The organism is Mycobacterium sp. IDUB_36 (genome assembly GCF_055419225.1).
This window is the reverse complement of sequence record NZ_JBVAXH010000002.1, coordinates 712,373-738,819: the sequence shown is the minus strand read 5'-3', so window position 1 is coordinate 738,819 and position 26,447 is coordinate 712,373. Positions and strand designations below refer to the sequence as shown.

The 26,447-nt window shown below is 68.1% G+C and carries 25 protein-coding genes and 2 riboswitches; of the genes, 15 read left to right on the top strand and 10 right to left on the bottom strand.

The window, feature by feature from the left end; all coding sequences use genetic code 11:
- Positions 1 to 11: 11 nt before the first annotated feature.
- The 4 genes from ACZYW1_RS21775 to cobM are packed head-to-tail and all read left to right on the top strand — an operon-like array spanning position 12 to position 3,794.
- Positions 12 to 857, top strand: a complete 846-nt coding sequence (locus tag ACZYW1_RS21775) for a nitrite reductase (protein WP_463788531.1) — start codon at positions 12 to 14, stop codon at positions 855 to 857.
- On the top strand, positions 854 to 1,519 hold the full coding sequence (locus tag ACZYW1_RS21770; RefSeq protein ID WP_463788530.1) for a precorrin-8X methylmutase: 666 nt from the start codon (positions 854 to 856) through the stop codon (positions 1,517 to 1,519). The genes ACZYW1_RS21775 and ACZYW1_RS21770 overlap by 4 nt, the downstream gene beginning before the upstream one ends.
- On the top strand, positions 1,516 to 3,033 hold the full coding sequence (cobJ, locus tag ACZYW1_RS21765) for a precorrin-3B C(17)-methyltransferase (protein ID WP_463788529.1): 1,518 nt from the start codon (positions 1,516 to 1,518) through the stop codon (positions 3,031 to 3,033). Before ACZYW1_RS21770 ends, cobJ begins: the two co-directional genes overlap by 4 nt.
- Positions 3,021 to 3,794, top strand: a complete 774-nt coding sequence (cobM, locus tag ACZYW1_RS21760) for a precorrin-4 C(11)-methyltransferase (protein ID WP_463788528.1) — start codon at positions 3,021 to 3,023, stop codon at positions 3,792 to 3,794. The genes cobJ and cobM overlap by 13 nt, the downstream gene beginning before the upstream one ends.
- Before the next feature lie 2 nt (positions 3,795 to 3,796).
- On the opposite strand, the gene cbiE is transcribed toward cobM, so the two are convergent.
- Positions 3,797 to 5,011 carry a precorrin-6y C5,15-methyltransferase (decarboxylating) subunit CbiE gene (cbiE, locus tag ACZYW1_RS21755; protein WP_463788527.1) on the bottom strand — a complete coding sequence of 405 codons (1,215 nt, stop codon included), beginning with the start codon at positions 5,009 to 5,011 and terminating at the stop codon, positions 3,797 to 3,799.
- Between the two features lie 10 nt (positions 5,012 to 5,021).
- A riboswitch (cobalamin riboswitch) is annotated at positions 5,022 to 5,191 on the top strand.
- Between the two features lie 9 nt (positions 5,192 to 5,200).
- Between cbiE and ACZYW1_RS21750 the strand changes: the two genes are divergently transcribed.
- From ACZYW1_RS21750 to ACZYW1_RS21740, 3 genes are read left to right on the top strand one after another with little or no spacing between them, the layout of a single operon-like run.
- On the top strand, positions 5,201 to 7,183 hold the full coding sequence (locus ACZYW1_RS21750; protein WP_463788526.1) for a VWA domain-containing protein: 1,983 nt from the start codon (positions 5,201 to 5,203) through the stop codon (positions 7,181 to 7,183).
- Complete coding sequence (gene cobO, locus ACZYW1_RS21745; protein ID WP_463788525.1) at positions 7,183 to 7,797, top strand: cob(I)yrinic acid a,c-diamide adenosyltransferase; 615 nt, start codon at positions 7,183 to 7,185, stop codon at positions 7,795 to 7,797. Before ACZYW1_RS21750 ends, cobO begins: the two co-directional genes overlap by 1 nt.
- The gene (locus tag ACZYW1_RS21740; protein ID WP_463788524.1) at positions 7,791 to 9,143 is read left to right on the top strand and encodes a cobyrinate a,c-diamide synthase; all 1,353 of its coding nucleotides are present in this window, start codon (positions 7,791 to 7,793) and stop codon (positions 9,141 to 9,143) included. The genes cobO and ACZYW1_RS21740 overlap by 7 nt, the downstream gene beginning before the upstream one ends.
- Here the strand turns inward: ACZYW1_RS21740 and ACZYW1_RS21735 are convergent.
- The 3 genes from ACZYW1_RS21735 to cobN are packed head-to-tail and all read right to left on the bottom strand — an operon-like array spanning position 9,132 to position 14,207.
- Positions 9,132 to 9,863 (bottom strand): cobalt-precorrin-6A reductase, encoded by a 732-nt coding sequence (locus ACZYW1_RS21735; protein ID WP_463788831.1) that lies wholly within the window; start codon positions 9,861 to 9,863, stop codon positions 9,132 to 9,134. The two genes, ACZYW1_RS21740 and ACZYW1_RS21735, sit on opposite strands and share 12 nt — an antisense overlap.
- On the bottom strand, positions 9,863 to 10,621 hold the full coding sequence (gene cobF, locus ACZYW1_RS21730) for a precorrin-6A synthase (deacetylating) (protein WP_463788523.1): 759 nt from the start codon (positions 10,619 to 10,621) through the stop codon (positions 9,863 to 9,865). The genes ACZYW1_RS21735 and cobF overlap by 1 nt, the downstream gene beginning before the upstream one ends.
- Positions 10,614 to 14,207, bottom strand: a complete 3,594-nt coding sequence (gene cobN, locus ACZYW1_RS21725) for a cobaltochelatase subunit CobN (protein WP_463788522.1) — start codon at positions 14,205 to 14,207, stop codon at positions 10,614 to 10,616. The genes cobF and cobN overlap by 8 nt, the downstream gene beginning before the upstream one ends.
- 29 nt (positions 14,208 to 14,236) lie before the next feature.
- Positions 14,237 to 14,359: riboswitch (cobalamin riboswitch) on the bottom strand.
- A gap of 20 nt (positions 14,360 to 14,379) precedes the next feature.
- On the opposite strand from cobN, the gene ACZYW1_RS21720 reads away from it, so the two are divergent.
- The 6 genes from ACZYW1_RS21720 to ACZYW1_RS21695 all read left to right on the top strand — a co-directional run bounded on the left by ACZYW1_RS21720 (position 14,380) and on the right by ACZYW1_RS21695 (position 18,692).
- Positions 14,380 to 14,574 carry a hypothetical protein gene (locus ACZYW1_RS21720; RefSeq protein ID WP_463788521.1) on the top strand — a complete coding sequence of 65 codons (195 nt, stop codon included), beginning with the start codon at positions 14,380 to 14,382 and terminating at the stop codon, positions 14,572 to 14,574.
- 143 nt (positions 14,575 to 14,717) lie between these two features.
- Complete coding sequence (locus ACZYW1_RS21715; protein WP_363114511.1) at positions 14,718 to 14,810, top strand: Ms4533A family Cys-rich leader peptide; 93 nt, start codon at positions 14,718 to 14,720, stop codon at positions 14,808 to 14,810.
- 53 nt (positions 14,811 to 14,863) lie between these two features.
- On the top strand, positions 14,864 to 15,931 hold the full coding sequence (locus tag ACZYW1_RS21710; RefSeq protein ID WP_463788520.1) for a sulfate ABC transporter substrate-binding protein: 1,068 nt from the start codon (positions 14,864 to 14,866) through the stop codon (positions 15,929 to 15,931).
- On the top strand, positions 15,928 to 16,788 hold the full coding sequence (gene cysT, locus ACZYW1_RS21705; RefSeq protein WP_463788519.1) for a sulfate ABC transporter permease subunit CysT: 861 nt from the start codon (positions 15,928 to 15,930) through the stop codon (positions 16,786 to 16,788). The genes ACZYW1_RS21710 and cysT overlap by 4 nt, the downstream gene beginning before the upstream one ends.
- The gene (gene cysW, locus ACZYW1_RS21700) at positions 16,788 to 17,606 is read left to right on the top strand and encodes a sulfate ABC transporter permease subunit CysW (RefSeq protein ID WP_463788518.1); all 819 of its coding nucleotides are present in this window, start codon (positions 16,788 to 16,790) and stop codon (positions 17,604 to 17,606) included. Before cysT ends, cysW begins: the two co-directional genes overlap by 1 nt.
- 18 nt (positions 17,607 to 17,624) lie before the next feature.
- Positions 17,625 to 18,692: a sulfate/molybdate ABC transporter ATP-binding protein gene (locus tag ACZYW1_RS21695; protein WP_463788517.1), complete on the top strand. Its 1,068-nt coding sequence runs from the start codon at positions 17,625 to 17,627 to the stop codon at positions 18,690 to 18,692.
- Here the strand turns inward: ACZYW1_RS21695 and ACZYW1_RS21690 are convergent.
- From ACZYW1_RS21690 to ACZYW1_RS21670, 5 genes are all read right to left on the bottom strand, one after another.
- Entirely contained in the window at positions 18,673 to 19,281 is a 609-nt protein-coding gene (locus ACZYW1_RS21690) for a DUF4190 domain-containing protein (protein ID WP_463788516.1), read from the bottom strand. The genes ACZYW1_RS21695 and ACZYW1_RS21690 overlap by 20 nt on opposite strands.
- Before the next feature lie 70 nt (positions 19,282 to 19,351).
- On the bottom strand, positions 19,352 to 20,050 hold the full coding sequence (locus ACZYW1_RS21685) for a sirohydrochlorin chelatase (RefSeq protein ID WP_463788515.1): 699 nt from the start codon (positions 20,048 to 20,050) through the stop codon (positions 19,352 to 19,354).
- Entirely contained in the window at positions 20,047 to 20,778 is a 732-nt protein-coding gene (locus tag ACZYW1_RS21680) for a phosphoadenylyl-sulfate reductase (RefSeq protein ID WP_463788514.1), read from the bottom strand. The genes ACZYW1_RS21685 and ACZYW1_RS21680 overlap by 4 nt, the downstream gene beginning before the upstream one ends.
- Before the next feature lie 49 nt (positions 20,779 to 20,827).
- Positions 20,828 to 22,489, bottom strand: a complete 1,662-nt coding sequence (locus tag ACZYW1_RS21675) for a nitrite/sulfite reductase (protein ID WP_463788513.1) — start codon at positions 22,487 to 22,489, stop codon at positions 20,828 to 20,830.
- A gap of 114 nt (positions 22,490 to 22,603) precedes the next feature.
- On the bottom strand, positions 22,604 to 22,699 hold the full coding sequence (locus ACZYW1_RS21670) for an Ms4527A family Cys-rich leader peptide (protein ID WP_463788512.1): 96 nt from the start codon (positions 22,697 to 22,699) through the stop codon (positions 22,604 to 22,606).
- 137 nt (positions 22,700 to 22,836) lie between these two features.
- Here ACZYW1_RS21670 and hemW point away from each other — a divergent pair, with 137 nt between their 5' ends.
- Complete coding sequence (gene hemW, locus ACZYW1_RS21665; protein WP_463788511.1) at positions 22,837 to 24,009, top strand: radical SAM family heme chaperone HemW; 1,173 nt, start codon at positions 22,837 to 22,839, stop codon at positions 24,007 to 24,009.
- Between the two features lies 1 nt (position 24,010).
- Here the strand turns inward: hemW and ACZYW1_RS21660 are convergent, their stop codons facing one another.
- Positions 24,011 to 25,285 carry an HNH endonuclease gene (locus tag ACZYW1_RS21660; protein ID WP_463788510.1) on the bottom strand — a complete coding sequence of 425 codons (1,275 nt, stop codon included), beginning with the start codon at positions 25,283 to 25,285 and terminating at the stop codon, positions 24,011 to 24,013.
- Between the two features lie 63 nt (positions 25,286 to 25,348).
- Here ACZYW1_RS21660 and ACZYW1_RS21655 point away from each other — a divergent pair, with 63 nt between their 5' ends.
- Positions 25,349 to 26,443, top strand: coding sequence for a methyltransferase (locus ACZYW1_RS21655; protein WP_463788509.1), 1,095 nt, complete (start codon positions 25,349 to 25,351; stop codon positions 26,441 to 26,443).
- Positions 26,444 to 26,447: the final 4 nt, after the last annotated feature.

Sequence of the window (26,447 nt, the reverse complement as noted above, 5' to 3'; positions counted from 1 at the left end):
TGTGTCCCGGTGTGTGGCGACCGTGGCAGGCCGAGGACGGGCTGCTGGTCCGGATCCGACTGATGGGCGGCTTGCTGCCCACGGCGGCCCTGCGACGGCTGGCGGAAGTGAGCCGACGCCACGGCGACGGTCGCATCTACCTCACTCGCCGCGCCAACCTGCAACTGCGCGGCTTCACCGCCGACGGGCTACAACTCACGGCTGACGCCACGACGGCGCTCGAATCGACTGGGCTGATCCCCACGCGCACACATGAACTCGTACGCAATGTGCTCGCCTCACCGCAGACAGGCCTGGCCGGCGGCCTCGCCGATTTACGCCCGACGATCGAACGACTCGACACGCTGCTGTGTGCCGACCCGAACCTCGCTCTGCTACCCGGGCGGTTTCTGTTCACCCTCGACGACGGCCGCGGCGATCTGCTGTATCGGTTGACCGGAGCCGGCAAGCACGGCACCGACCTGGGATGCGTAGCGCTCGGTGACGGCGCGGCCCAGTTGCGCATCGGCAACCAGTGGGGTGACGTGGTGGCCCTCGACGAGATCGCCGACGGGTTGGCCGATTTGGCGTCGCAGTTCTTTACGGCACGAGGTACCGGCGCCGACGCGCCGTGGCACATTCGCGAGCTCAGTCGGCCGCTGCGACCGCCGGTCGCCGCCGACCCGCGCATCCCGGCTCCAGCGCCGCCCCTGCCGTACGGCGTTGTGCCGGGCGGCAACCATGCAGCCGTCGCGGACGGTGCGCTCACACCCCAGAGTGTGCAGTCACTGCTCGAACAGGCAACGGACAGCGCGGATGTCATCGTCACGCCGTGGCGCGGCATCCTCGTCCCGAACGCGCACGAGGTGACTGGGTGACCCAGAGCCGCAAGCCGACCCGGCGCTACGACTACATCGCCGACGGCCCCGCCATCTACGTGGACTCGTTCGCCACCATCCGCCGCGAAGCCGACCTGTCCCGGGTCCCAGCCGACGCCGAGAAACTCGCCGTCCGAATGATCCACGGCACCGGTCAGCCGAACCTGGTCGACGACTTGGTGATTCACCCGTCACTGGTGTCGGCCGCGCGTTCCGCGCTGCAAACGGGAGCCCCGATCCTCTGCGATGCACGGATGGTCGCGACCGGCATCACGGCCGGCCGGCTGCCCGCGCACAACGAGGTGCACTGCTTCTTGAACGAGCCCGGTGTGCCGGAACTGGCGAAGAAGTGGAACACCACCCGTACCGCCGCCGCCGTGTCGATGTGGGAACCCCTCCTGGCCGGTGCGGTCGTCGCCATCGGCAACGCACCGACCGCGCTGTTCCACCTGCTGGAGATGCTGATCGACGGTGGGCCTCGGCCTGCGGCCATCGTGGGCTGTCCGGTCGGATTCATCGGGGCCGCGGAATCCAAGTCGGCCCTTGCCGCATTGTCACGCGACCACGGCATCGACATCCCGTTCGTGACGGTGCGCGGACGGCGCGGCGGCTCGGCGATCACCTCGTCGGCCATCAACGCGCTGGCCTCGGAGGCCGAATGACGTTGGCGCGCTTCTACGGAATCGGACTTGGTCCAGGCGATCCCGAGCTGATCACCCGCAAAGCGGCGCGAATCATCGGCGAATCCGACGTCATCGCCTACCACGCCGGCGTCAACAAACAGTCCTACGCGCGGACCATCGCCGCGGATCTCATTCCTACGGATGCGATCGAAGAAGAACTGCGCTACCCGCTGACCACTGGAACAACCGACCATCCCGGCGGGTACGCCGGAGCGCTGGCCGAGTTCTACGAGGAGTCGGCGGCCCGGCTGGCCGCGCATCTGGAGGCCGGGCGCACGGTCGCCCTTCTCGCCGAAGGGGATCCGCTGTTCTACGGCTCCTTCATGTACATGCACGACCGGCTCAGCGCCCGTTTTGCCACCGAAGTCATACCGGGAATTCCGGCCTTCGCCGCGGCGACGGCAGCGGTCGCCTGGCCCCTGGTCCGGCAGACCGATGTGCTGACCGTCCTGCCCGGGACCCTGCCCGAGCCGGAGCTTGCCCGGCGCCTGGCCGACACCGACGGCGCGATCATCATGAAACTCGGCCGCACCTTTCCGGCGGTCCGCCGGGCGCTCGCCGCCGCCGGGCGTCTTGAACACGCGATGTACGTCGAGCGCGCCAGTCACCCTCAGCAGCGTTGGATGCCGGTGGCCGAGGTCGACGAATCGAGTGTGCCGTACCTGTCGCTGATCGTGGTCAACGGTGATTCGATCAATGGGCCGCGATCCCGTGTGATGGCCGAAGAGCCCAGTCCGGCAACGGTTTCCAGTGCCGCAGGTATCGCCGAACTCCTGGTGGTCGGGCTCGGCCCCGGACCGGACGACTGGCTGACGCCCGAGGCGGCGACGGCGCTGTCCGATGTGCGGCACGTCGTCGGGTACGCGCCGTACGTGGCGCGAGTGCCGCAGCGAGAAGGTCTGCAGCGGCACGCATCCGGCAATACCGTCGAGGTCGACCGCGCCCGCTTCGCGCTCGACCTGGCCCTGAGCGGTGAGTCCGTTGCCGTCGTCTCCGGCGGCGACGCAGGCGTGTTCGGCATGGCGTCGGCCGTGTTCGAGGCAGCCGACGACGAGCGGTTCGCCGAGGTTCCCATCCGGGTCCTGCCCGCGGTGTCGGCCGTCAACGCCGTCGCCGCGCTGGCCGGAGCGCCGCTGGGCGCGGACTTCGCGGTGATGAGCCTGTCGGACCGGCTCAAGCCGTGGCCGGTGATCGAGAAGAGGTTGCGCGCGGTCGCCGACGCCGACCTGGTAGTGGCGATCTACAACCCGGCTTCGCGGTCTCGCCCCGACCAGATCAAGCTGGCCCGGGACATTCTGCTCGAACACCGTCGCCCCGAAACGGTCGTCGTGGTCGGTCGTGACGTCGGCCGGACCGGGGAATCGTTGACCGTGACCACGCTCGGCGACCTCGACGCCGACACCATCGACATGAAAAGCCTTGTCCTGGTGGGCGCATCGAGCACTCGGACCACTGCCTCCGGCCGGGTGTGGACGCCGCGGTGGGTGCGGTGACCGCCGTCCAGTTCGTCGGCGCCGGACCGGGTGCCGCCGACCTGCTGACTGTGCGGGCTACCCGGTTGCTGGCAGCGGCCGACACCGTGCTCTATCCAGGCAGCTATCTGGATCCCGGTGTGCTGCAAACCTGTTCTACGACAGCTGAATTGATCGACACTCAGAAGCTGGACCTGGACGAGATCGTCGCCGCGATGGTCGAGGCGCACGGCGCCGGCCGACGAGTCGTGCGACTGGTGTCGGGTGACCCTTCGCTGTACAGCGCCGTGTCGGAGCAGGCTCGGCGGCTCGACGCGGCCGGCGTGCCGTGGGCCATCACGCCGGGGGTGCCGGCTTACGCCGCGGCCGCGGCGCGGGTCGGTCGCGAACTCACCGTCCCGCTCGTCGCGCAATCCGTTGTGTTGACCCGCGTCCAGGCGCGCTCCACCGCGATGCCCGAGACCGAGTCGCTGGCCGCGTTCGCCGCGACCCGTGCGACTCTCGTGCTGCATCTGGCCATCACCTCGATCCGGGGATTGATGGACGATCTGCGGCCGACACACGGCCCGGACTGCCCGGTCGTGGTGGTCTACCGGGCGTCGCAGCCGGAGGAGGTCGTTCTCCGCGGGACGATCTCCGACATCGCCGAGCAGGTCGAGGCGGCGGATCTTCGCCAAGCAGCGGTGATCCTGGTGGGTGACGCACTCGGCGAGCGCACCGATCCGCGGGCGGGGGAGAGCCACCTCTACGACCCGCAGCGCGACCGATCGGCTTTTCGGTGACCTCAGCCGGCCGGCCTGGTGAACGCCCACTGCGTCACCGCGCGGGCCGGCGCGAAGCCGGTGAACGACCCGACCGGCGCAGCGTGCTCGACGTGGATTCGGGTGAGCTCACCGCCGTGCTCGGAGTACGCGGCGGCCAGGACGGCTTCGGTCTCCACCGTCACGCCGTGCACCACGATCCGGCCGCCGGCCGACAGTGCGTCCAGACAGCGCGCCAACACCCCGGGTCGGCTCGCGCCGCCGCCGACGAAGACCGCATCGGGAGCGGCCAAGTCGCTCAACGACTCTGGGGCGGACCCGTGGACCACCTGCAGAGCGGGTACACCCAGCGAGCGGGCATTGCGGCCGATCCGTTCGGCGCGAACGGAGTCCGCCTCCACGGCAACGGCCCGGCAGCTCGGGTGTGCGCGCATCCACTCGATGCCCACCGAACCGGCACCGGCGCCGACGTCCCAGAGCAGCTGACCGGGCGCCGGCAGCAGGCGGGCGAGCGCGGCAGCCCGCAGATCCCGCTTGGTGAGTTGGCCGTCGTGTTCGAACAATTCGTCCGGCAGGCCGCTTGCCCACCCGGCGAGCAGCGGACCATTCAATTGCAACGCAATGATATTCAGCCGTGGTGCCTGACCGTCGAACTCTCCGGCCGTCGACTCCCGAATCGTCTCCTGGTCGCTGCCGAGGCCACCCAGCACGACGAAGCGGCTCGCCCCGTACCCGCGCGCGGCGAGCAGATCGGCAAGAGCCGCCGGGGTTTTCTCGTCAGAGGACAGCACCAAGACCCGGCGACCGGGAGCGAGCTCCCGCAGGGCGGCGTGGACGTCGCGGCCGACGACGCTGACCACCGCGGTGGATTCGGCGGACCAGCCGAGCCGGGCCCGGGCGATGGTCACCGACGACAGATGCGGGATGACGGTGACCCGGTCGGTGCCCAGGATGTCGACGAGCGTGGTGCCGATTCCGCTCAGCATCGGGTCGCCGGAGGCCAACGCGACCACCCGGCGGCCCGCGTACTGCGTCAACAGGTCTGGCAGCGCAGCGCTCAGCGGGGACGGCCAGGGCTGATGGACCCGGCCGTCGACGGCGGGCAGCAGCGCCAGCTGACGCGGGCCACCGAGCACGATTTCCGCTGCCGCGATGGTGGCCCGCGCGAGCGGCGACAGCCCGTCCCAACCGTCGGCGCCGACGCCGATGACAGTTACCCGCAGGTCGGAGGTCGGCACGGCGGCGATGCTAGCGTAAGGCCCGCGAGGCACCCTGCGAACAGGCGTAATGGTTTCGTGGGGGAACGAGGGAAGCCGGTGAGATTCCGGCACAGGCCCGCTACGGTGATCCGTCGCGCCGCCCGGTCCATGGGCGCACGAGCGGTCAGTCCGACTGCCGGCCTCGCATGAAACGAGCGGAGCCTCACCATGACCAGAACTGATCAGCTGTACCCGTTCCCCGCCGTGGTCGGTGGCGATCCCGACGCGCCCGGTGGGCTCGACGACATGGCACTCGCGCTGGTGCTCAGCGTCATCGATCCGGGCATCGGTGGCGTGCTGGTGCGCGGCGAAAAAGGCACCGCGAAATCGACGCTGGTGCGCGCCCTCACCCGGGTGCTGCCGCCGATCGACGTGGTCGCCGGCGACCGATTTTCTACCGACCCGGCGGACCCGGACCCGGCCTCTCCGGACGGGACCTTCGGCCCCGGAGCGCTGGTCGAAACCCGACCCGTGCGACTGGTCGAACTCCCGGTCGGTGCCACCGAGGATCGCGTCGCGGGATCGATCGACCTCAAGCAGGCGCTGAGCGACGGCGCGGTGCATTTCGAACCCGGGCTGCTGGCCAAGGCGCACCGCGGAATCCTCTACGTCGACGAAGTCAATCTGCTGCACGACCACCTGGTCGATCTCCTGCTCGACGCGGCCGCAATGGGCACCGTCACCGTGGAACGCGACGGCATCTCGGTCACCCACGCCGCGAAGTTCGTCCTGGTCGGGACGATGAATCCCGAAGAGGGCGAACTGCGTCCGCAATTGCTCGACCGCTTCGGTCTCACGGTCGAGGTCGCCGCGCCGAAAGACCCGGTGCAGCGGGCCGAGGTGGTGCGCCGGCGGCTGCAGTTCGACGCCGACCCGGAGGCGTTTCGCGCGAGGTACGCGAACGCCGAAGAGCGGCTTGTCAATCGGATCCAGCACGCCCAGTCGCTGCTGGGTCGAATCCAGCTCACCGACGCCGCACTGCTCAGAATCGCCGAAGTCTGCGCCGCGGCCGGTGTCGACGGAATGCGGGCCGACATCGTCATGGCCCGGACCGCCGCGGCCCACGCCGCGTGGCACGACCGCGACCATCCCAACATCGACGATCTGCGCGCGGCCGCCAAACTCGCGCTGCCACATCGTCGTCGGCGCAACCCGTTCGACGCTCCCGGGCTCGACGACGACCAACTCGACGAGCTCTTGCCGCCCGAAACCGATCAGGCGCCCGAGCCCGACCCTGACCTCGACCCCGACGACCCCGGCGGTGGCCAGGACGCTCCCGACACCGCACCGCCCAATTCGGGCGGCGGACAGCAGAATCCGGCATCCGCACCGCCGGTCGGTGCCGGAGAGCCCTATCGGACAAAACTCTTCACAGTCCGCGGCGTGGGAGACGGGCACGCCGGCCGTCGCAGCCGCGCGCGGACGACGACGGGCCGACGGACCGGGGCCAGCCCGCTGTCGGATGCGGGCATCCACCTCGTCGAGACCGTCCGCGCCGCCGCGCCACATCAGGTCGCTCGCGGGCGCAGCACCGGCCGCCTGCTGCTCCGGCCCACCGATCTTCGTCGGGCGGTCCGCGAGGGACGGGAAGCGAACCTGGTGGTGTTCGTCGTCGACACCTCGGGATCGATGGCGGCACGCGAACGCATGCAGCAGGTCAAGACCGCAATCCTGTCGCTGCTGCTCGACGCCTACCGACGCCGCGACCGGGTGGGGGTCATCACCTTCCGCGACCGCGCGGCCGAGATCGCCCTGCCACCAACCGGATCGATCGACATCGCGGCCAAGCGACTGGACGACTTACCGGCCGGCGGGCGGACGCCGCTCGCGGAAGGGCTGATGAAGGCCGCCGAGGTGGTCCGGCGTGAGCGGTTGCGAGATCCGAGTCGACGGCCGTTGCTCGTCATCGTGACCGACGGCAGGGCGACCGCGGGCCCCGATCCCGTTGCCCGGGCTCATCAGGCTGCGGCTGTGCTGCTGCACGACGGCATCGACAGCATCGTCGTCGACTGTGAAAGCGGCCGGATGCGAATGGGTTTGGCAGTCACCCTCGCCGAGCACCTCAATGCCGAGCACGTGCCGCTGGCTCAGGTGAACGCCCAGGCGCTGGCCGACATCGTCCGCGGCGCCACCACACCCGGGGCGGCCTGATGCCGCAGGGCCAGGTCTCGATCGTGCCCAATGACCAACTGACTACCCGGCAGCGCCGCAACCGGCCGCTGCTGCTGGTGCACACCGGCGAAGGCAAGGGAAAGTCTACGGCCGCCTTCGGATTGGCGCTGCGCGGATGGAACCAGGGCTTCCGCATCGGGGTGTTCCAGTTCGTCAAATCGGCCAAATGGCGCATCGGTGAGCAGACCGTGCTCGAGCGGTTGGGCGCGCTGCACACCGAAACGGGTGAGGGCGGGCCGGTCGAATGGCACAAGATGGGGTCGGGTTGGTCGTGGAGCCGCAAGGCGGGCACCGAGCTCGACCATGCGCAGGAGGCCGCGGAGGGCTGGGCCGAGATCAAACGGCGCCTGGCCGCCGAGACCCACGACCTGTATGTGCTCGACGAGTTCACCTACCCGATCACCTGGGGTTGGGTTGACATCGACGACGTGGTCGACACGCTCGCCACGAGGCCCGGGCGTCAACACGTCGTGATCACCGGCCGCGCCGCACACCAGCGGCTGACCGACATCGCCGACCTGGTCACCGAGATGACCAAAGTGAAGCACCCGATGGACGCCGGTCAGAAGGGCCAGCGGGGTATCGAGTGGTAGCCGTCGAGCTTGCCCGCATCGTCGTCGCCGCGCCCGGATCGGGGCACGGAAAGACCACCGTGGCAACCGGTTTGATGGCCGCTCTCGCTGCGCAGAGGATGGCGGTCTCCGGTCACAAGGTCGGTCCCGACTTCATCGACCCCGGTTATCACGCCCTGGCCACCGGGCGGCCGGGCCGCAATCTGGACCCGTTTCTGGTCGGCGAACACCGCATCGTTCCGCTGCTGCTGCATGGTGCCCGCTCGGCCGATGTCGCGGTGATCGAGGGCGTGATGGGGCTTTTCGACGGCCGGTTGGGCACCGGCGGGCACGCCTCGACCGCACACGTCGCCGCGCTGACGACGACACCGGTGGTGCTGGTGGTCGACATCTCGCACGCCTCACGAACGCACGCCGCCGTCATTGCCGGGCTGGCGGCCTTCGATCCGTCGGTGCGGATCGGGGGAGTGATCCTGAACAAGGCGGGCAGCGTTCGGCACTCCGACGAGGTCCGCGAAGCCCTGCAGCCGACCGGGATTCCGGTGCTCGGTGTCATCCCACGCGATGCGGGCATCGAGACACCGTCGCGCCACCTCGGCCTGGTGCCCGCGGCCGAGCGCCCCGGATCCGAGCTCACTGTCAGGCGAATGGCGGAAGTGGTTGCGGCCCATGTCGATATCGATGCGATCCTGCGACTGGCCCGCCGTGCCGAAGCGTTGACCGGCACGGCGTGGGATCCGGCGCACGAAGTGCAGGCGCCGAGTGCAGCCCGGCCGGTCGTCGCGATCGCCGGCGGCCGCGCCTTCACCTTCCGCTACGCCGAGACCGAGGAGCTGCTGCGCGCAGCCGGATGCGATGTCGTCGAATTCGACCCGTTGGTCGACGCGTCGTTGCCGCCCGGGACGGCCGGCATCTACCTCGGCGGCGGCTTTCCCGAGGTCCATGCTGCCGACCTCGCCGAGAACCGTTGCCTGACAACCGAATTACGTACCGCTATCGCCGCAAGCGTTCCGACGGCCGCCGAATGCGCCGGGTTGCTCTACCTGTGCCGATCGCTGGACGGCACACCTATGGTCGGTGCGGTACCCGCCGATGCGGCGATGACGTCGCGGCTCACCCTCGGTTATCGGACCGCGATCAGCCCGTCAGATTCCCTGCTGACCGCCAAGGGCACCGAGGTCACCGGTCACGAATTCCACCGCACCACAACGACTGCCCTCGGTGGCGAGCCGGCGTGGGATCTCGACGGGACCCGCGAGGGGTTCGCCACCGCCTCGCTGCACGCCGCCTATCTGCACACGCATTGGGCCGGCCACCCGGGCATGGCGCAACGCTTCGCGAACGCCGTCCACGGGTTATCGGCGTAGCCAGTCGACGGCGTCGTCGACGTCGGACACCACGGGCACACCGTCTGGTACCGCGGGACGCCGCACCACCACAACAGGGATGCCCAGCTCGCCGGCGGCCTGCATCTTCGGCCAGGTGTACTCGCCACCGGAGTCCTTGGTGACCAACACATCTGCGCGGTGTTCACGCAACAACGTCAGCTCGCCGGCCAGTGCATAGGGCCCGCGATCGCGAATGAACCGCCACTGCGGAGGCAACGTGAATTCCGGGTCGTCGACGACGCGCGCCAGCACCGCCGACTCGCCGAGTGGCCGGACGAACTCCGGCAGCTGCTGACGGCCGACTGTCAGCAATGGCCTGCCGCCCAGCCGTGCCGCCTCGGCGGCCGCTTCGCCGTGTGAGCTCACCCAGTGCCAGGACGGTGTCGTACGATCGCCCCAGCCGGGACGCTGCAGCCGCAGTAGGGGAACCGTCTCGTCCGCGCAGGCCCGAACCGCGTTGGCGGAGATCGTCGCCGAGAACGGATGCGTCGCGTCGACCACGATGTCGAAGCCCCGCAACGCTTTTCGCAGCCCGTCGACGCCACCGAACCCGCCGATCCGCACCGCACCCTCGGGCAGTCGAGGACGTGCGACCCGGCCGGCCAGCGAACTCGTCACGTCCAGCCCGTCGGCGACCAGACGTGCGGCGAGCGCGCGGGCTTCCGACGTCCCGCCCAGCAGCAGCACCCGCCGCGCCATCAGCGTCGCCGCAACAGGTAGATGTCCATCACCCACCCAGTGTCGGCGCGAGCCTGCGACCGCGCCTCGGCGATCTGCCCCGCGACATCGCCGAGTCGCCCGCAGACCAGCCGCTCGCCGGGTGCCCCGAGATTGGCCGCCCACCACACCGACCAGTCGTCCAGCCCGGTCAGGTCGAGCCGTTCAGGAGGGGGGTTGAGCATCGCGACGATGTTGTCCTGCCCGGCGGCGACGGCCTCCTGGAGCAGGCGACCGGTGGTGACGTGAACCGAGCGGCCGACCTCGTGCAAGACGATCCGATGGCGGGCGGCCAGCAGCTGCGGAGCGCTGATTCCGGGCAGCACGTCGAATTCAATTGTCACGCCCAGCTTCTGGATCTTCTCGAGCACGCGGATCGTCGAGTCGTACAGCGACGGATCACCCAGCACCAGGAATGCCGCGCTGCCACCCCGCTCGCGCAGCACATCGGCGTAGGCGGCAGCCCTGGCGTCGTGCCAGTCCGCCACCGCGCGCTGATAGCCCTCGCCGGTGAGGCCGGTCGACCGGTCCCGTTCCGGATCATGGACCGCCACCACATCGACGGAGCCGTCGGTGAAGGTGTCGACGATGTCCCAACGCAGTGCCAGCAGCTCGTCATCGGGGCCCTTGAAAGCGGCCAGCACGTAGTCGACCGAGCGCAACGCGTCCGCCACTTCCGGCGTGACGTGCTGGGGGCCCATCCCGACCCCGAGGATGCGGACCCGGATCGGGTCAGGCACCGGCGCGGCCCTCGATGTCGCCTTCCACCTCCAGGTAAGCCTGCCGCAGCGCGGCCAGCGTCGCCGGCGACGGATCGGCCCACAGCCCGCGGTCGGCGGCTTCCTGCAGACGCTCGACCATCCCGTGCAGCGCCCACGGGTTGGACCGGTCGAGGAACTCGCGGGTCTCCGGGTCCAGAACGTAAGACTGCGCCAGCTTTTCGTACATCCAGTCGTGGACGACGCCCGCGGTGGCGTCGAAGCCGAACAGGTAGTCGACGGTGGCGGCGAGTTCGAAAGCGCCCTTGTAGCCGTGCCGGCGCATCGCCGAGATCCAGCGCGGGTTGACCACCCGAGCGCGGAACACCCGCGCAGTCTCCTCACCCAGCGTTCGGGTGCGCACCGCGTCGGGCGTGGTCGAATCGCCGACGTAGGCCTTGGGATCTGACCCGGTCAGCGCGCGCACGGTCGCGATCATGCCGCCGTGGTACTGGAAATAGTCGTCGCTGTCGGCGATATCGTGCTCGCGGGTGTCGATGTTCTTGGCCGCCACCTTGATTCGCGCGTAGTTGGTGCGCATGTCGTCCGCCGCCGAGACGCCGTCCAGTCCGCGACCGTAGGCGAATCCACCCCACGCGGTGTAGACCTCGGCCAGGTCTTTGTCGTCGCGCCAGGTGCCCGCTTCGACGACCTGCAGGATGCCCGCACCGTAGGATCCCGGTTTGGAGCCGAAAACCCTTGTGGTCGCGCGTCGCTCGTTGCCGTGGTCGGCGAGATCGGCGCGCGCGTGGGCGGCCACGTAGTTGTCGTCGTCCGGCTCGTCGAGCAGCGCCACCATCCGCACCGCGTCGTCGAGCATCGTCACCACGTGCGGGAAGGCATCGCGGAAGAATCCCGAGATGCGGATCGTCACGTCGATGCGTGGGCGTCCGAGCTCCTCGAGCGGAATCACTTCGAGCCGGCTCACCCGCCGTGACGCCTCGTCCCACTCGGGCCGAACGCCCAGCAGGGCAAGCACTTCGGCGATGTCGTCACCGGATGTGCGCATGGCGCTGGTGCCCCACACCGACAACCCGACCGACCCGGGGTAGGAGCCGGTGTCGTCGAGGTAGCGCCGCAGCAGCGACTCGGCCATCGCCTGCCCGGTCTGCCACGCGAGCCGCGACGGCACCGCCCGGGGGTCGACGGTGTAGAAGTTGCGTCCGGTGGGCAACACGTTGACCAGCCCGCGCAGCGGCGAACCCGATGGGCCGGGCCGCACGAAACCGCCTGACAGGGCTTGCATCACAGCGTCGAGCTCACCCGCCGTACCGGACAATCGCGGTACCACCTCGGTGGCGGCGAAGCGCAGCGACGCACGAACGTCCGGCGCCTCGTGCAGGGCGTCGACGGCTGCGGCGTCCCAACCGGCGGCCTCCATCGCCTCGACCAATGCGCGCGCCTGGCCTTCGATGTCGTCGACGGCCCTGACTTCGGCGCCGTCCTTCAGCCCGAGAGCGGTGCGCAATCCCGGGACGGCGTGATCCTGACCGCCCCACACCTGGGCGGCACGCAGGATCGCCAGCACCAGGTTGACCCGGGCCGTTCCGGCGGGCGCCTCGCCCAGCACGTGTAGGCCGTCGCGGATTTGAGCGTCTTTGATCTCGCACAGCCAGCCGTCGACGTGCAACAGGAAGTCGTCGAATTCCTCGTCGTCCGGCCGGTCGTCGAGGCCGAGGTCACGGTGCATCTCCGCGGCCCTCATCAGGTTCCAGATCTCACCGCGGATCGCCGGCAACTTGGCCGGGTCCATCGCCGCGATGTTGCCGTATTCGTCGAGAAGCTGTTCGAGGCGTGCGATGTCGCCGTAACTCTCGGCGCGGGCCATCGGGGGAATCAGGTGGTCGACGATCGTCGCGTGGGCACGCCGTTTCGCCTGCGCCCCCTCGCCGGGATCGTTGACCAGGAACGGGTAGATCAGCGGCAGGTTTCCCAGCACGGCATCGGTGGCGCAGGCCGCCGACAGCGCGGCGTTCTTGCCCGGCAGCCACTCCATCGAGCCGTGCTTGCCGAGGTGCACCACCGCGTGGGCGCCGAAACCGTGCTCCAGCCAGCGGTAGGCCGCGAGATAGTGGTGGGTGACCGACAGGTCCGGGTCGTGGTAGATCGCCACCGGGTTCTCCCCGAATCCGCGCGGCGGCTGGATCATCAGCACGACGTTGCCCGACCGCAACGCCGCGATCACCAGATCGCCGTCGTCGTTGACGAATAATCGCCCCGGCGCCGGGCCCCACGCCTGCGCTATCGCGTCGCGCAGTTCGGCGGGCAGGTCCGCGGTCCACTCGGCGTATTGCGCCGGTGTCACCGTCACTTGCGCGCCGGCGACCTGCGCGGTGGTGAGCCATTGCTCGTCCTGGCCGCCGGCGTCGATCAGCGTGTGCATCAGGATGTCGCCGGCCTTGGTCTCGTCCTCGATGCCGAGTACGCCGAACCCGTCGCCGACCTGGTAGCCCTCCCGGGCCAGCCGGTGCAACAGCCGTACCGCGGACGCCGGGGTGTCGAGACCGACGGCGTTGCCGACGCGGGAATGCTTGGTGGGGTAGGCCGAGAGCACCAGCGCGAGCTTCTTGTCGGCGTTGGGGATGTGGCGCAGCAGCGCATGGTTGACCGCGATCGCGGCCACCCGCGCGCAGCGTTCGGGGTCGGCGACGTAGTGGGGCAGACCGTCGTCGTCGACCTCTTTGAAGGAGTACGGCGCGGTGATGATGCGGCCGTCGAACTCGGGAATCGCGATCTGCGTCGCGGAGTCGAGGGGGGTGACGCCGTCGTCGTTGGACTCCCACTCCTCGCGTGAGGATGTCAGGCAAAGCCCTTGCAGCACGGGAATGTTCATCGCGGCGATTCGCTCGATGTCCCACGAAGCATCGTCTTCACCCGCGCCGGCGGCAGCCGCCTTCGACCCCCCGGCCGCCAGCATGCTGACCACCACGGCATCCAATGAGCCGAGCGCGTCGAACAATTCGTCGGGTGCGCTGCGCAACGAGGACGCGAAGATCGGAACGCCGACCGCACTGCCGGTCGCGTCGACGGCGTCGGCCAGGGCGTGCGCGAAACCCGAGTTGCCGCTGACCTCATGTGCCCGGTAGTACAGCACCCCGATCCGGGCCGGTGCGTCCACGTCGGCGGGCCGGGAGGCGTAACCCCACTCGGGGATCACCACCGGCTCGTCGAAGCCCTGACCGGTCAGCAGCACCGTGTCGCACAGAAAGGCATGCAGCTGAGCGAGATTCGCCGGCCCACCCTCGGCGAGATACGAGTGTGCTTGCGCCGCAAGCCCGATCGGCACCGTCGAGCATTCCATCAGCTCGGCACTGGGTGTTCGTTCGCCGCCGAGCACGATCAGCGGCAGCCCGGTGGCCCGCAGTGTGCTGATCTCCGCGGCGACCTCCGCCGACGAGCCGAGCACCCGGAGCACGACCAGGTCGACGCCGTCGAGTGCGTCCTCGACGGGTTGGCGCGCCGGGTTGCCCAGGCGGTACGGCGCCAGTGACGCGCGCGCCGAGAGCAGGTCGGTGTCCGATGTGGACAGCAACGCGATGCGGTGGGTCGACGTATCGACGGTGTTCACTCAGGTCCTCCCCGGGGTTCTCGCCCCGTGTGATGGAGCGCCCCGTGACCAGTGTCTGGCTCGGACCGCCGGCTGGACGCCGAGGCCCTCACAGTGGCGGAACCGCCCCGGGCTTTCACCGGATTCCTGTTGCCACGAGACGTGCGGGAATCAGCTTAGTAGGGTGAGCGCGATGAACGCGATCCTGAACTGGTGGGACGGCGTCGAGCTGTGGCTTTCTGGCCTGGGGTTTGTCTTCCAGACGATCGTGGTCATGCCGGTCGTGCTGGTGCTGGCCTACGTGATCGCGGCAGCCCTCGACGGCGCGCTGGGCCGCGGTCTTCGGGTGATGCGCGGGATCCGGCACAGCGACGAAGATGCCGGATGAGCGGAAATACCGGAATGCCGCGATCGCGGGTCACGCTGGTGCTGGTCGCGCTGATCGTGCTGGTCATCGTCGCCTGGCTGTTGACCCGCTGACCTGCACCGGGCTTGAGCTGCGGGCCGAAAAGATTCTGTTACGCTTCGCCCATGCACGCAGTCTCCGGCAGTACCGAGTGCCACATCTTGGCGCTTATTGCCGTGGGAAATTGCGCCGTCGCTGACGTGCATTGTTGTCGCTGACCTTCTGCCCACGCGCGCCGAAACTCGCTTTCCTTCGCACTGGGATCCGTCAGATGTCAGGTTCACTTCCGAAAGGTCGACCATTGTTCGACGACGACAAGAAACCCGTCGGGTGGCGCCACGTTGTCGCGTTGAGCCTCGCCGCGGGCCTGATCGCCGGATGCCACGGCGGCGCCAGCGATGTCGTCGGAGGGGGAGGACCGAGCGGTGCGAACACCAGCATCACGCTGGTCGCCTACTCGGTTCCCGAGCCCGGTTGGAGCAAGGTGATCCCGGCGTTCAACGCATCGCCGGAGGGCAAGGGCATCCAGGTGATCGCCTCCTACGGCGCATCGGGGGACCAGTCGCGCGGCGTCGTCGACGGCAAGCCCGCCGACATCGTCAACTTCTCGGTCGAGCCGGACGTCACCCGGCTGGTCAAAGCCGGCAAGGTCGCCAAGGACTGGGACTCCGACGCCACCAAGGGGATCCCGTTCGGATCGGTCGTGACCCTGGTGGTGCGGCCCGGCAACCCGAAGAACATCAAGGATTGGGACGACCTGCTCCGGCCCGACGTCGACGTCGTCACGCCGAGTCCGTTGAGCTCGGGTTCGGCGAAGTGGAATCTGCTCGCGCCGTATGTGGTCAAGAGCAACGGTGGCCGCGACCCGCAGGCCGGCCTGGACTACATCCGCAAACTCGTCGGTCAGCACGTCAAACTCCGGCCCGGGTCCGGACGCGAAGCCACCGACGTGTTCGTCCAGGGCAGTGGCGACGTTCTGATCAGCTACGAAAACGAGGCATTGGCCACCGAGCGACAGGGAAAGCCGATCATCCACGTCAACCCGCCGCAGACCATCAAGATCGAGAACCCGGTGGCCGTGGTGACCAGCAGCCCCCATCTGAACGCCGCCGTCGCCTTCAAGAACTTCCAGTACACCGCGGCGGCCCAAAAGGTCTGGGCGGCAGCCGGATTCCGCCCGGTCGACCCGGCGGTCGCCGCGCAGGTCCGTGATCAGTTCCCGGCGCCGCAGAAATTGTGGACGCTGGCCGATCTCGGCGGCTGGCCCACTGTCGACTCGCAGCTGTTCGACAAGAAGTCGGGCAGCATCACCAAGATCTACACGCAGGCGACCGGATGACGACGGCGATCACCCGGGAATTGTCCGGCGGCACCGGTGGCGGTAAACCCCTGGGCCGCAACAAGTTGATCAACAACGGCACATCGCTGCGGGTGGGCGTGTCGGTGGTGTGGCTGTCGGTCATCGTGCTGTTGCCGCTGGCGGCAATCCTGTGGCAGTCGATCGGTGGCGGCTGGGACGCGTTCTGGCTCGCGATCACCTCGAACGCGGCAATCGAGTCGTTCCGCGTGACGTTGACCATCTCGGCGGGCGTGACCGTGCTCAACATGGTGTTCGGGTTGTTGATCGCCTGGGTGCTGGTCCGCGACGACTTCCCGGGTAAGCGGTTGGTCGACGTTCTGATCGACCTGCCGTTCGCCCTGCCCACCATCGTGGCCAGCCTGGTCATGCTGGCCCTCTACGGCAAGCATTCTCCGGTCGGTCTGCACTTGCAGCACACCGCGTGGGGTGTGGGCGTGGCGCTGGCGTTCGTCACGCTGCCCTTTGTGGTGCGGGCCGTGCAGCCGGTTCTGCTCGAGATCGATCACGAGACCGAGGAAGCGGCGGCGTCGTTGGGGGCCAACAACGCAACGATCTTCACCACCGTGGTGTTGCCCTCGCTGACACCGGTGTTGTTGACGGGTGCGGGCCTGACGTTCGCGCGGGCGATCGGCGAATTCGGCTCCGTGGTGCTGATCGGTGGCGCGGTGCCGGGCAAGACCGAGGTGTCCTCGCAGTGGATCCGCACCTTGATCGAGAACGATGACCGCACCGGCGCCGCGGCCATCTCGATTGTCCTGCTCGCCATTTCGTTCGTCGTGCTCTTCGTGCTGCGCACGGTGGGATCGCGCGCCGCCAAGCGGGAGGAGCTGGCCTGATGACGCTCTCTCCGGCGGTTCGTTATCTGCTTCGGTTTCTGGCCCTGGCTTATGTCTCGGTCCTGCTTGTCGTCCCGGTGGGGTTGATCCTGTGGCGGACGTTCCAGCCCGGCATCGGTCAATTCATCGACTGGGTCAGCACTCCGGCGGCGATCTCCGCGCTGAACTTGTCGGTGCTGGTGGTGGCGATCGTGGTGCCGCTCAACGTGGTCTTCGGTATCCCGACCGCGCTGATGTTGGCGCGCAACCGTTTTCGCGGCAAGGGTGTGCTGCAGGCGATCATCGATCTGCCCTTCGCGGTGTCGCCGGTGGTGGTCGGTGTCGCGTTGATTGTGCTGTGGGGATCGGCCGGGCTACTCGGGTTCGTCGAGAAGGACTTCGGCTTCAAGATCATCTTCGGTTTGCCGGGCATCGTGCTGGCCAGCATTTTCGCAACGCTGCCCTTCGTGGTGCGCGAGGTCGAGCCGGTGCTGTACGAGATTGGCACCGATCAGGAGCAGGCGGCCGCAACGCTGGGTTCGAATTGGTGGCAGACGTTTTGGCGGATCACCCTGCCGTCGATTCGCTGGGGATTGACCTACGGCGTCGTGTTGACCATCGCCCGCACCCTCGGCGAGTACGGCGCGGTCATCATCGTGTCGTCCAATCTCCCGGGGCAGTCGCAGACCCTGACGCTGCTGGTGTCCGACCGCTACAACCGCGGCGCCGAGTACGGCGCATACGCACTTTCGACGCTGCTGATGGCGGTGTCGGTTCTGGTTCTGATCGTTCAGGTGATTCTGGATGCTCGCCGCAACCGGGCAGCCAAGCAGGCATGACAGGGGAGGACCGGCGCAATGACTGAGAACGCCATCACCGTACGCGGCGCCAACAAGCGCTACGGCGACTTCATCGCATTGGACAACGTCGACTTCGACGTTCCCACCGGGTCTTTGACGGCATTGCTGGGCCCCAGCGGATCGGGCAAGTCAACTCTCTTGCGCGCCATCGCCGGGCTCGACCAACCCGACACCGGGACGATCACGATCAACGGCCGCGATGTCACCACCGTCGCGCCGCAACGTCGTGGCATCGGCTTCGTATTCCAGCATTACGCGGCGTTCAAGCACCTGACCGTGCGCGACAACGTCGGCTTCGGCCTCAAGATCCGGCGCAAGCCCAAAGCCGAGATCGCCGAGAAGGTCGACCATCTGCTGGGGGTGGTGGGCCTCAGCGGCTTCCAAACCCGTTACCCCAGCCAACTTTCCGGCGGGCAGCGCCAGCGGATGGCATTGGCGCGGGCGCTGGCGGTCGACCCGCAGGTGCTGCTGCTCGACGAACCGTTCGGCGCCCTCGACGCCAAAGTCCGCGACGATCTACGGGCCTGGCTGCGCCGGTTGCACGACGAGGTGCACGTCACGACCGTGCTGGTCACCCACGACCAGGCCGAGGCGCTGGACGTCGCGGATCGGATTGCGGTGCTCAAAGACGGGCGCATCGAACAGGTGGGATCGCCGAGCGAGGTCTACGACACCCCGGCCAACCCGTTCGTGATGTCGTTCCTGGGTGCGGTCTCGTCGCTGAACGGGACTCTTGTTCGCCCGCATGACATCCGGGTGGGTCGCAACCCCGATATGGCGATCGCGGCCGGCGACGGATCCGCCGAGGCCACCGGCGTGATCCGGGCCACCATCGACCGGGTCGTCGTGCTGGGTTTCGAGGTTCGTGTCGAACTCACCAACGCCGCCACCGGCCGGCCGTTCATTGCCCAGATCACCCGCGGTGACGCCGAAGCTCTCGGCTTGAAGCAAGGCGACACGGTCTATGTCCGTGCGACCCGGGTGCCTACTCTGCCGGCGACGACGGTGCCGGGCGGCGATGACGTCGATGCCGACGCGGAGGGGCTCAGGGTGAGTTCCAGCTGAATGCTGGTCCGAGCTTGATCGACTGGGCCCGGTCGTGACTGGAATGGGCGACACAGCCGGCCGCGTGGGTGTCGAGTTGCTTCCACTCCGCACCCGGCGACCACGCGTCCACCTGGATGCCCGGGTCGCGGCTGGCGATCGGCGAATATTTGGGCAGCTCGGTCTTACATCGGTTGTCGATCTCTCGCTGTTCGGCGTCGCTGTCCGGAAAGCGCGACAGCCGCAGCATCGCGAAAACCTCGTCAGTGTGCGGCTTGTCGCAACTGACCGGTGAATTGACGTCGCCGCGGAAGCACATGCCGACCCGATCGGACTGCAGCGTTCCGGTGATCAGACCATTCTTCGGCCAGAGGCTGTAGGCCCACACCGCCGCCCACAGCACGCAGATCATCAGGCCGGCAACCGCGAGGCCTCGTCCGGACTCCTTGCCATCCCGGGTCTTGACCAGCGCGACGACCCCGGAGAACAGGCTCAGCGGGACGAGGCTGACCAAGCCGAGTGCGAACGTCGCGATCGCCCACCGGTTGACGGGGCGCTCGGGACTGGGCGGGCCGAGTTTCTCGGGTTCTGATGCTGCTGGCGATGTCATGATGAGGGCTACCGTAACCCTCCGTTAAGGCTGCATCAACGGAATCGCAACCCTTGGCGAGCGTGTTCGGCTAGGCCGCAACGCGCCGCGCTATCGCGGTGTCGAATCGGTCCAGCACCGTCTCGGCGACCAAGCGATGGGCGCCGAGCGGCGCCGCCATCGGAATAGACTCCGCGGCGGCGTATTTCGCGACGCGATCGGTCAACAGGCCGGGTGCCAGAAACCAGGGCACAATGACCAGGCTCCGCGCGCCCCGCCGGCGCAGCTGGAGCACGGCCTCGGCGGGCGACTGCCCGCCACCGGTGGCGAACGCCATCGTTGTAGCGGCCCACTGCGATCCCGCGCTCAGCTTGTCGGCGACCTGCTCGGTGCGGGCGTTGGCCGCGGCGTGCGTGGAGCCGATCGCGACCACGATCACGCCACGTTCCGGGTCATGCACGCCGACACCCGATTCGGCCAAGCGCTGCCGCATGACCGCCACCAGCCGGTCGTCTTCACCGAGTACCGCGGCTTGCCGCGCCGGGACGCCGGAGCTCGCGATCTGATGCGGAATGTCGACCTGTGCGTGGTGCGCGTCGGCCAGCAGAAACGGTGTCACCACCGAGTCCGGGGTCAGCACATCCGGTATGCGCGGCGAGTTCAGATCGCAGAACGCGACGCGGACCCGAAGGCCGGGACGCATGAATCGGATCTGATTGGCCACGGCGCGGGCATTGGCGGCCGACCGCGGATCTCGACTTCCGTGCGCCGCGAGGACGAGTGACGTCACGACGCGTGCAGCCCGCATTCCGTCTTCGACAGGCCTTGCCAGCGGCCGCTGCGCGGGTCGGCGCCTTCGACCGGTTTGGCCGTGCACGGTGCGCAGCCGATCGACGGATATCCCTCGTAGACAAGAGGATTGACCAGTACATCGTTTTCGTCGATGTAGGTCTGCATCTCTTCGTCGGACCAGGTGGCCAACGGGTTGATCTTCACCAGGCCGAACGCCTCGTCGAAGCTGACCACCGGTGCCTTGGCGCGCGTCGGCGCTTCGACCCGCCGCAGACCGGTGACCCACGCCGAGTATCCGCGCAGCGCCTTGGACAGCGGCGCCACCTTACGGAGCCGGCAGCATTCGCTGGGCGTGCTGGCGAACAGATCCTTGCCCAGCAACGCGTCCTGCTCGGCGACCGTCTGTTCGGGCGTCACGTTGAGCACCCGCACGTCGTAGACGGCCTCGACCGCGTCCCGGGTGCCGATGGTCTCCACGAAGTGATATCCGGTGTCCAGGAACAGCACTGGCACTCCCGGGCGGACCTTGGCAGCCAGGTCGACCAGTACGGCGTCCTGCATGTTGGAGGCCACCACGTAGTTGCACGTCGCCGAGGACCGCGGCCCTCCGACACCGCCGAAGTTCTCGTCAGTCCAGCGCAGCAGGTCGTTGGCGCTGGCACCCTCGAGTTCCGCGGCGCCCTTGTCGGCCAGCTCGCGCAGTTCGGCCTCTGTCAGCCCACTCATCGGCGCCGCTCCTTCTCATCGCTTCGCTCTGCATCGTCGCCGGCGCGGTTCATCGCAGATCCGCCTCCTCGGCACGCAGTGCCCAGTTCGCGAAACGCTCGTCGCCGTCTCGCTGCTTCACGAAGTTGCGCACTACCCGATCGATGTAGTCCCCGAGCTCGTCGCTGGTGACCTTGTGCTGACGCAGCTTTCGCCCGAATCCACTGTCGAGCCCAAGGCTGCCTCCCAGGTGAACCTGGAATCCCTCTACGGAATTCCCGTCGCCGTCGTCGACCATCTGACCCTTGAACCCGATGTCGGCCACCTGGATACGGGCACACGAGTTGGGGCAGCCGTTGATGTTCACCGTGACCGGGACGTCCAGCTGAGTGTTGAGGTCCTCGAGCCGGCTCTCCAGCTCGGGCACCAGCGTCTGCGAACGCACCCGGGTTTCGGCGAACGACAGCTTGCAATATTCGATTCCGGTGCAGGCCATCAGGTTTCGACGCCAATGCGACGGCCTCGACTGCAGGCCCAGTGCATCCAGGCCGGCGGTCAACGCGTCGAGTTTGTCGTCGGCGACGTCGAGGATGATCAACTTCTGGTACGGGGTGAAGCTGACCTTCTGCGACCCCGCCTGCTCGGCGAGGTCGGCGACGGCAGCCAGGATGGTGCCCGACACCCGGCCCGCGATCGGCGCAACCCCGACGGCGTTGAGGCCGTTCTTCAGTTTCTGCACGCCGACGTGATCGATCGGGCGGGTGAGCGGCTCAGGAGCCGGGCCGTCGATGAGTTTGCGCTGGAGGTACTCGGTTTCGAGCACCTCGCGAAACTTCTCGATGCCCCAGTCCTTGACCAGGAACTTGAGCCGGGCCTTGGCCCGCAGCCGGCGGTAACCGTAGTCGCGGAACAGCGAGGTGACGGCCTCCCAAACCTCGGGGACCTCGTCGAGCGGCACCCACGCGCCAACTCGTTGCGCCAGCATCGGATTCGTGGACAAGCCGCCGCCGACCCACAGGTCCAAACCGGGACCGTGTTCGGGATGGTTCACGCCGATGAAAGCGATGTCGTTGATCTCGTGGGCGACATCCTGCAATCCCGAGATCGCCGTCTTGTACTTGCGCGGCAGGTTCGAGAAATCCGGGTTGCCGACGTAGCGCCGGACGATCTCCTCGACAGCCGGCGTGGGATCGAGAACCTCGTCGACGGACAGACCGGCCAGCGGCGAACCGAGCACGACGCGCGGGCAGTCGCCGCACGCCTCGGTGGTCTGCAGCCCCACCGTAGCCAGCCGTTCCCAGATCTGCGGAACGTCCTCGATCCGGATCCAGTGGTACTGAACGTTTTCCCGGTCCGAGATGTCCGCGGTGTCCCGGGCGAACTCGATCGAGATCTCACCGAGGGTGCGCAGTGCCGCGGTGCTGATCGCGCCGCCGTCGCAACGCACTCGCATCATGAAGTACTTGGCCTCGAGCAGGTCGATGTTCTCGTCGCCGGTGTAGCTGCCGTCGTACCCCTGCTCGCGCTGGGTGTAGAGGCCGGCCCACCGCATCCGACCACGCAGGTCGTTCTTCTCGATGCTGTCGAAGCCCGCGGTGGAGTAGTGGTTGAGGATGCGGTCGCGCACGTTGAGCGCGTCATCATCCTGCTTGAACTGCTCGTTGGGATTGAGCGGTTCGCGCTCACCGAGCGCCCACTGGCCTTGGCTCTTCGTGGGGCGGGGTGACGTCATTCGGCAATCTCCTCTAGTGGAGCAGCCGGCGTGGGGCGCGCAACCACCGGAGGCTGTCCCGGCGGCGCAGATCCGGAAGCCAGCTGAAGGTGCAGGTAGGCGGGGTCTACGACATCAAGCCGGACAGCGACAGCTGCAAACACGCTTGAAATCGATATGACGACGCGCCACCAACGGGATACGAACTTGGCTGTGGTGGGCGATGGTCACCTGACCATTGTGCCACGAATATCGCCTGACTCTGCTACCAGGGGGGACTTTCGCTCACCGTGAGCCAAACCCGGAGACGCGGTGCAGGTGAGCCCTGCTGTGGTGGTAGAGCGCGCACTGCGGAATATTGAGCTGACGTGACGGCATCCTCGGCGCCGGCCGCCCTGCCCGACGTGCAGGTCAGCCCCGACGCGCCCTTCGGCATCTACGTGCACGTGCCGTTCTGCTTCACCCGCTGCGGCTACTGCGACTTCAACACCTATACGCCGGCCGAGCTGGGCGGCGTGAACCCCGACGCGTGGCTGCAGAATGTCGCGGCCGAGCTCGAGTTGGCCGCGGCCAGGCTCGGCGGACCGACCGTGCAGACGGTCTTCATCGGCGGCGGCACCCCCTCGCTGCTCGGAGGTGAACGGCTGGCCGCCCTGCTGCGGGCGGTGCACGACAGCTTCGAGTTGGCCGACGACGCCGAGGTGACCACCGAGGCCAATCCCGAATCCGCGTGGCCGGATTTCTTCGCCGCCGCCCGCGAGGCGGGCTGCACCCGGGTGTCGCTGGGCATGCAGTCGGTGGCCCCGCATGTCCTGGGCGTCCTGGACCGGATCCACACGCCCAACCGTTCTGCGGCGGCGGCTCGCGAGGCGCTCGCCGAGGGCTTCGAGCACGTCAGCCTCGACCTCATCTACGGCACACCGGGGGAGTCCGACGACGACCTGCTGTGGTCGGTCGAGACGGCGATCGAGACCGGTGTCGACCACGTGTCCGCCTACGCCCTCGTAGTCGAAGACGGCACTGCGATGGCGCGCCGAGTCCGCAGCGGCGAATTGGCAGCACCGGACGACGACGTGCTCGCACACCGCTACGAGTTGCTGGACAGCCGACTGTCGCAGGCGGGCCTGGACTGGTACGAGGTGTCCAACTGGAGCCGCCCCGGCGGACAGTGCCGACACAATCTGGGCTACTGGGATGGCGGACAGTGGTGGGGCGCGGGCCCGGGCGCACACAGCTTTGTCGGCGATACCCGATGGTGGAATGTCAAGCATCCCAACGCGTATGCCGAGCTGCTGGAGGCATCGACGCTGCCGGTCGCGGGCTTCGAGCAACTGGACCCGGCCACCCGGCACACCGAGGACGTGTTGCTGCGAATCAGGTTACGGCAGGGTCTGCCCATGGCCCTGCTGGACGAGGCCGAGCGGGAGCGCGCCGGCACGGCGATCGCAGATGGCCTGCTGACTCGCGAGGGCGAGCGACTGGTGCTCACCGGTCGAGGCAGGCTGCTGGCCGATGGTGTGGTCCGCAGCCTGTTGGAGTGAGCTAGGCGGCGTGCTGGACCAGCGCGATACCGACCCTGACTTCGAGTTCGCTGACCGCGACTGTCGGGGCGCGCGGCGGCGCTGTCGATCGGTGGCGCCCACCGGTCGGAGTGATGTATTCGGCGGTGTGCCTGCCGGTTTCGTCGAGGTGCGTGCTGACAGACCAGCCGGCGGCTTCCTTGACGTAGTTGCAGCGTTCGCAGAGTCCCAGTCCGTTGGCCACCGTTGTCAGCCCACCGCGGGAGTGTGGCGTCGCATGGTCGCGATGCCGGATCGGTGCGTCGCAGTACGGCGTGCGACACCGCTCGTCACGCAAACCGATGAAGGTAGCGAGACCGTTAGGAAAAGTCCGGGCCCGCGACTCCATTGCGACCAGAGCGCCGGAGCGGGGATGGGCGTACAGCCGTCGCAGCGTCGCAACTGACCGCGGATCGGTGGCGGCGCCGGACACCAGTCCACGAGCGACGTCGGCCGGAATCGGCCCGTAGCCAGTGACATTCGCCGGGGTCGTGTCGTCGCCGAGAAGTGTGCTGTCCGTGAGGACCACGTTCACGGCGATCGGCGTCGGCGTCGCGGCGCTGCGGCCGGTGACCCTCTCGACCAGAGTGTCGGCCATGAGCTGCCCGCGCGATCGGTTGCCCGACGTGGTGTCTGCCACGCGACGCAGTGCCGCGTACACCGAGACACCCTGAGCGACAGGCAACAACGCCGTCAGATACGTCATCGTGTCGGGAGCGGGCCGAATGGTCACCGTGCGTTCGGTTTCGGCTCTGGCGGCCCGGTCGACAACCGCGTGCGGATCGAGTCGGTAGGCGATGGACTTTGCCGCGCCAGCGATCCGCGCATCGCCCAGACCGTCCAAAGTGGTTGGATCGGAGCATAATTCGGCATCGAGTTTTCGCCTGTCCTCGACGTCCAGGCACGCACTTTCCCGCACGATGAGAGTGGCCCGCCATTCCGTCAAGACACCCGTCGCCAGTGCTGCCAGAGTGTGCGGCATCTCGTACACCAGCGCCTTGGCAAAGCCCAGGTGCCGACCGCCTCTGGCCGGTGAGTCGCGACGCGCCAGAGCGATCTCACTGCCGACTCCGCGACCGCGTCGGGCGGCCGGCATGCCAGCCGCGGCTTCCGCGGCCCGACGGGCGGCATCGAGAGCGGCCGCCGCGCGAGCCTGGCCGGCGGCCGCGGCGGACTTCACCCGTTCCAGCTCGGCGATGCGGTCCAGCAACGCCGACTCCCCGGCCGCGGGATCGACGTCCTCGAGTTCATCGAACATACATTCGATTGTAGCGGGAGTCACCGACAGGTAGATCAATAGGGCATCGCTGGAAGGAGAACGATGCCACCGACCCCAACCCCGAAGCTGCCACCGGTCCGGGTGGCCCGTGCGATCGAACGGGTCCGTCATCACGTGGGACGGCTGTACCAGCGGCTGGCGCCTCCGCCGATCACAGTCCTGGACATCATCTTCGGAGCTTTCCTGTCGCAGGCCGTCTCGGCGGCCGCGCAACTCGGCATCGCCGATGCGCTCGCTTGCGGGCCGTTGGCCAAGGAGGAACTGGCGCATCGCGTTGGGGCCGATCCCGACAGCCTGGCGCGGCTGATGCGCCTACTCGTCAGCCGTGGCGTGTTTCGCCGGCGTCGCGACGGGCGTTTCGAGCTCAATGCGGCGGCCGACACCTTGCGGACCGATTCGCCGACCTCGATGCGGGCGGCCGCCCTCTTCTACGGATCTCCGCAGCACCGGGCCAACTGGACGCTGTTGGCCGATGCGGTGCGCACCGGCGAGCCGAACCCGCCGAAAGTGTTCGGCAAGGAGTTCTTCGAGTACCTTCCCGAAGACCCCGAGTTCGCGGAGATCTTCAACAACGCGATGACTTCGACGTCGTCGGTGTTGGAGGCCGCCGTGATCGCGGCGTACGACTTCCGCACATTCGAGGTCATTGCCGATATCGGAGGTGGGCACGGCCTGCTGCTGTCGGCGATACTGAATGCTGCGCCCGATGCCCGCGGCATTCTGTTCGATCTTCCCGAGGCGGTCGAGGGAGCTCCGCCCGTGTTGTCCGCGCACGGTGTCGCCGATCGGGTCGCGGTGACCGGTGGGTCATTCTTCGAGAGCGTGCCATCCGCCGACGCCTATGTGCTGAAGAACGTCATCCACGACTGGGCCGACGACAAAGCCATCGCCATTCTCGGCACCATCAAAGCCGCGGCCCCGCCGGGCGCGAAATTGCTGCTGCTGGAGATGGTCGTACCCGACCATGACCGTGAATTCCTGGGCCACTACGTCGATTTGGAGATGCTGGTGCTGGCGGGCGCGTTGGAACGCGGCCTCGGGCAGTGGACCGACCTGTTGCGGCGGGCCGGTTTTCGGCTGCAACGCGTGGTGCAGACGGCAGGGCCGCTCTGCGTCATCGAGGCCGTGCCGGCGTAAGGCG

What these genes read in the sequence shown, in the direction of transcription:
- cysW (WP_463788518.1), top strand. Translation starts at nt 16,788, where the DNA reads ATGACGCTCTCTCCGGCGGTTCGTTATCTGCTTCGGTTTCTGGCCCTG.
- ACZYW1_RS21675 (WP_463788513.1), bottom strand. Translation starts at nt 22,489, where the DNA reads ATGACGTCACCCCGCCCCACGAAGAGCCAAGGCCAGTGGGCGCTCGGT.
- cobJ (WP_463788529.1), top strand. Translation starts at nt 1,516, where the DNA reads ATGACGTTGGCGCGCTTCTACGGAATCGGACTTGGTCCAGGCGATCCC.
- cobO (WP_463788525.1), top strand. Translation starts at nt 7,183, where the DNA reads ATGCCGCAGGGCCAGGTCTCGATCGTGCCCAATGACCAACTGACTACC.
- ACZYW1_RS21720 (WP_463788521.1), top strand. Translation starts at nt 14,380, where the DNA reads ATGAACGCGATCCTGAACTGGTGGGACGGCGTCGAGCTGTGGCTTTCT.
- ACZYW1_RS21710 (WP_463788520.1), top strand. Translation starts at nt 14,864, where the DNA reads ATGTCAGGTTCACTTCCGAAAGGTCGACCATTGTTCGACGACGACAAG.
- ACZYW1_RS21680 (WP_463788514.1), bottom strand. Translation starts at nt 20,778, where the DNA reads ATGAGTGGGCTGACAGAGGCCGAACTGCGCGAGCTGGCCGACAAGGGC.
- ACZYW1_RS21735 (WP_463788831.1), bottom strand. Translation starts at nt 9,863, where the DNA reads ATGGCGCGGCGGGTGCTGCTGCTGGGCGGGACGTCGGAAGCCCGCGCG.
- ACZYW1_RS21695 (WP_463788517.1), top strand. Translation starts at nt 17,625, where the DNA reads ATGACTGAGAACGCCATCACCGTACGCGGCGCCAACAAGCGCTACGGC.
- ACZYW1_RS21655 (WP_463788509.1), top strand. Translation starts at nt 25,349, where the DNA reads ATGCCACCGACCCCAACCCCGAAGCTGCCACCGGTCCGGGTGGCCCGT.
- ACZYW1_RS21715 (WP_363114511.1), top strand. Translation starts at nt 14,718, where the DNA reads ATGCACGCAGTCTCCGGCAGTACCGAGTGCCACATCTTGGCGCTTATT.
- cysT (WP_463788519.1), top strand. Translation starts at nt 15,928, where the DNA reads ATGACGACGGCGATCACCCGGGAATTGTCCGGCGGCACCGGTGGCGGT.
- ACZYW1_RS21660 (WP_463788510.1), bottom strand. Translation starts at nt 25,285, where the DNA reads ATGTTCGATGAACTCGAGGACGTCGATCCCGCGGCCGGGGAGTCGGCG.
- ACZYW1_RS21750 (WP_463788526.1), top strand. Translation starts at nt 5,201, where the DNA reads ATGACCAGAACTGATCAGCTGTACCCGTTCCCCGCCGTGGTCGGTGGC.
- ACZYW1_RS21690 (WP_463788516.1), bottom strand. Translation starts at nt 19,281, where the DNA reads ATGACATCGCCAGCAGCATCAGAACCCGAGAAACTCGGCCCGCCCAGT.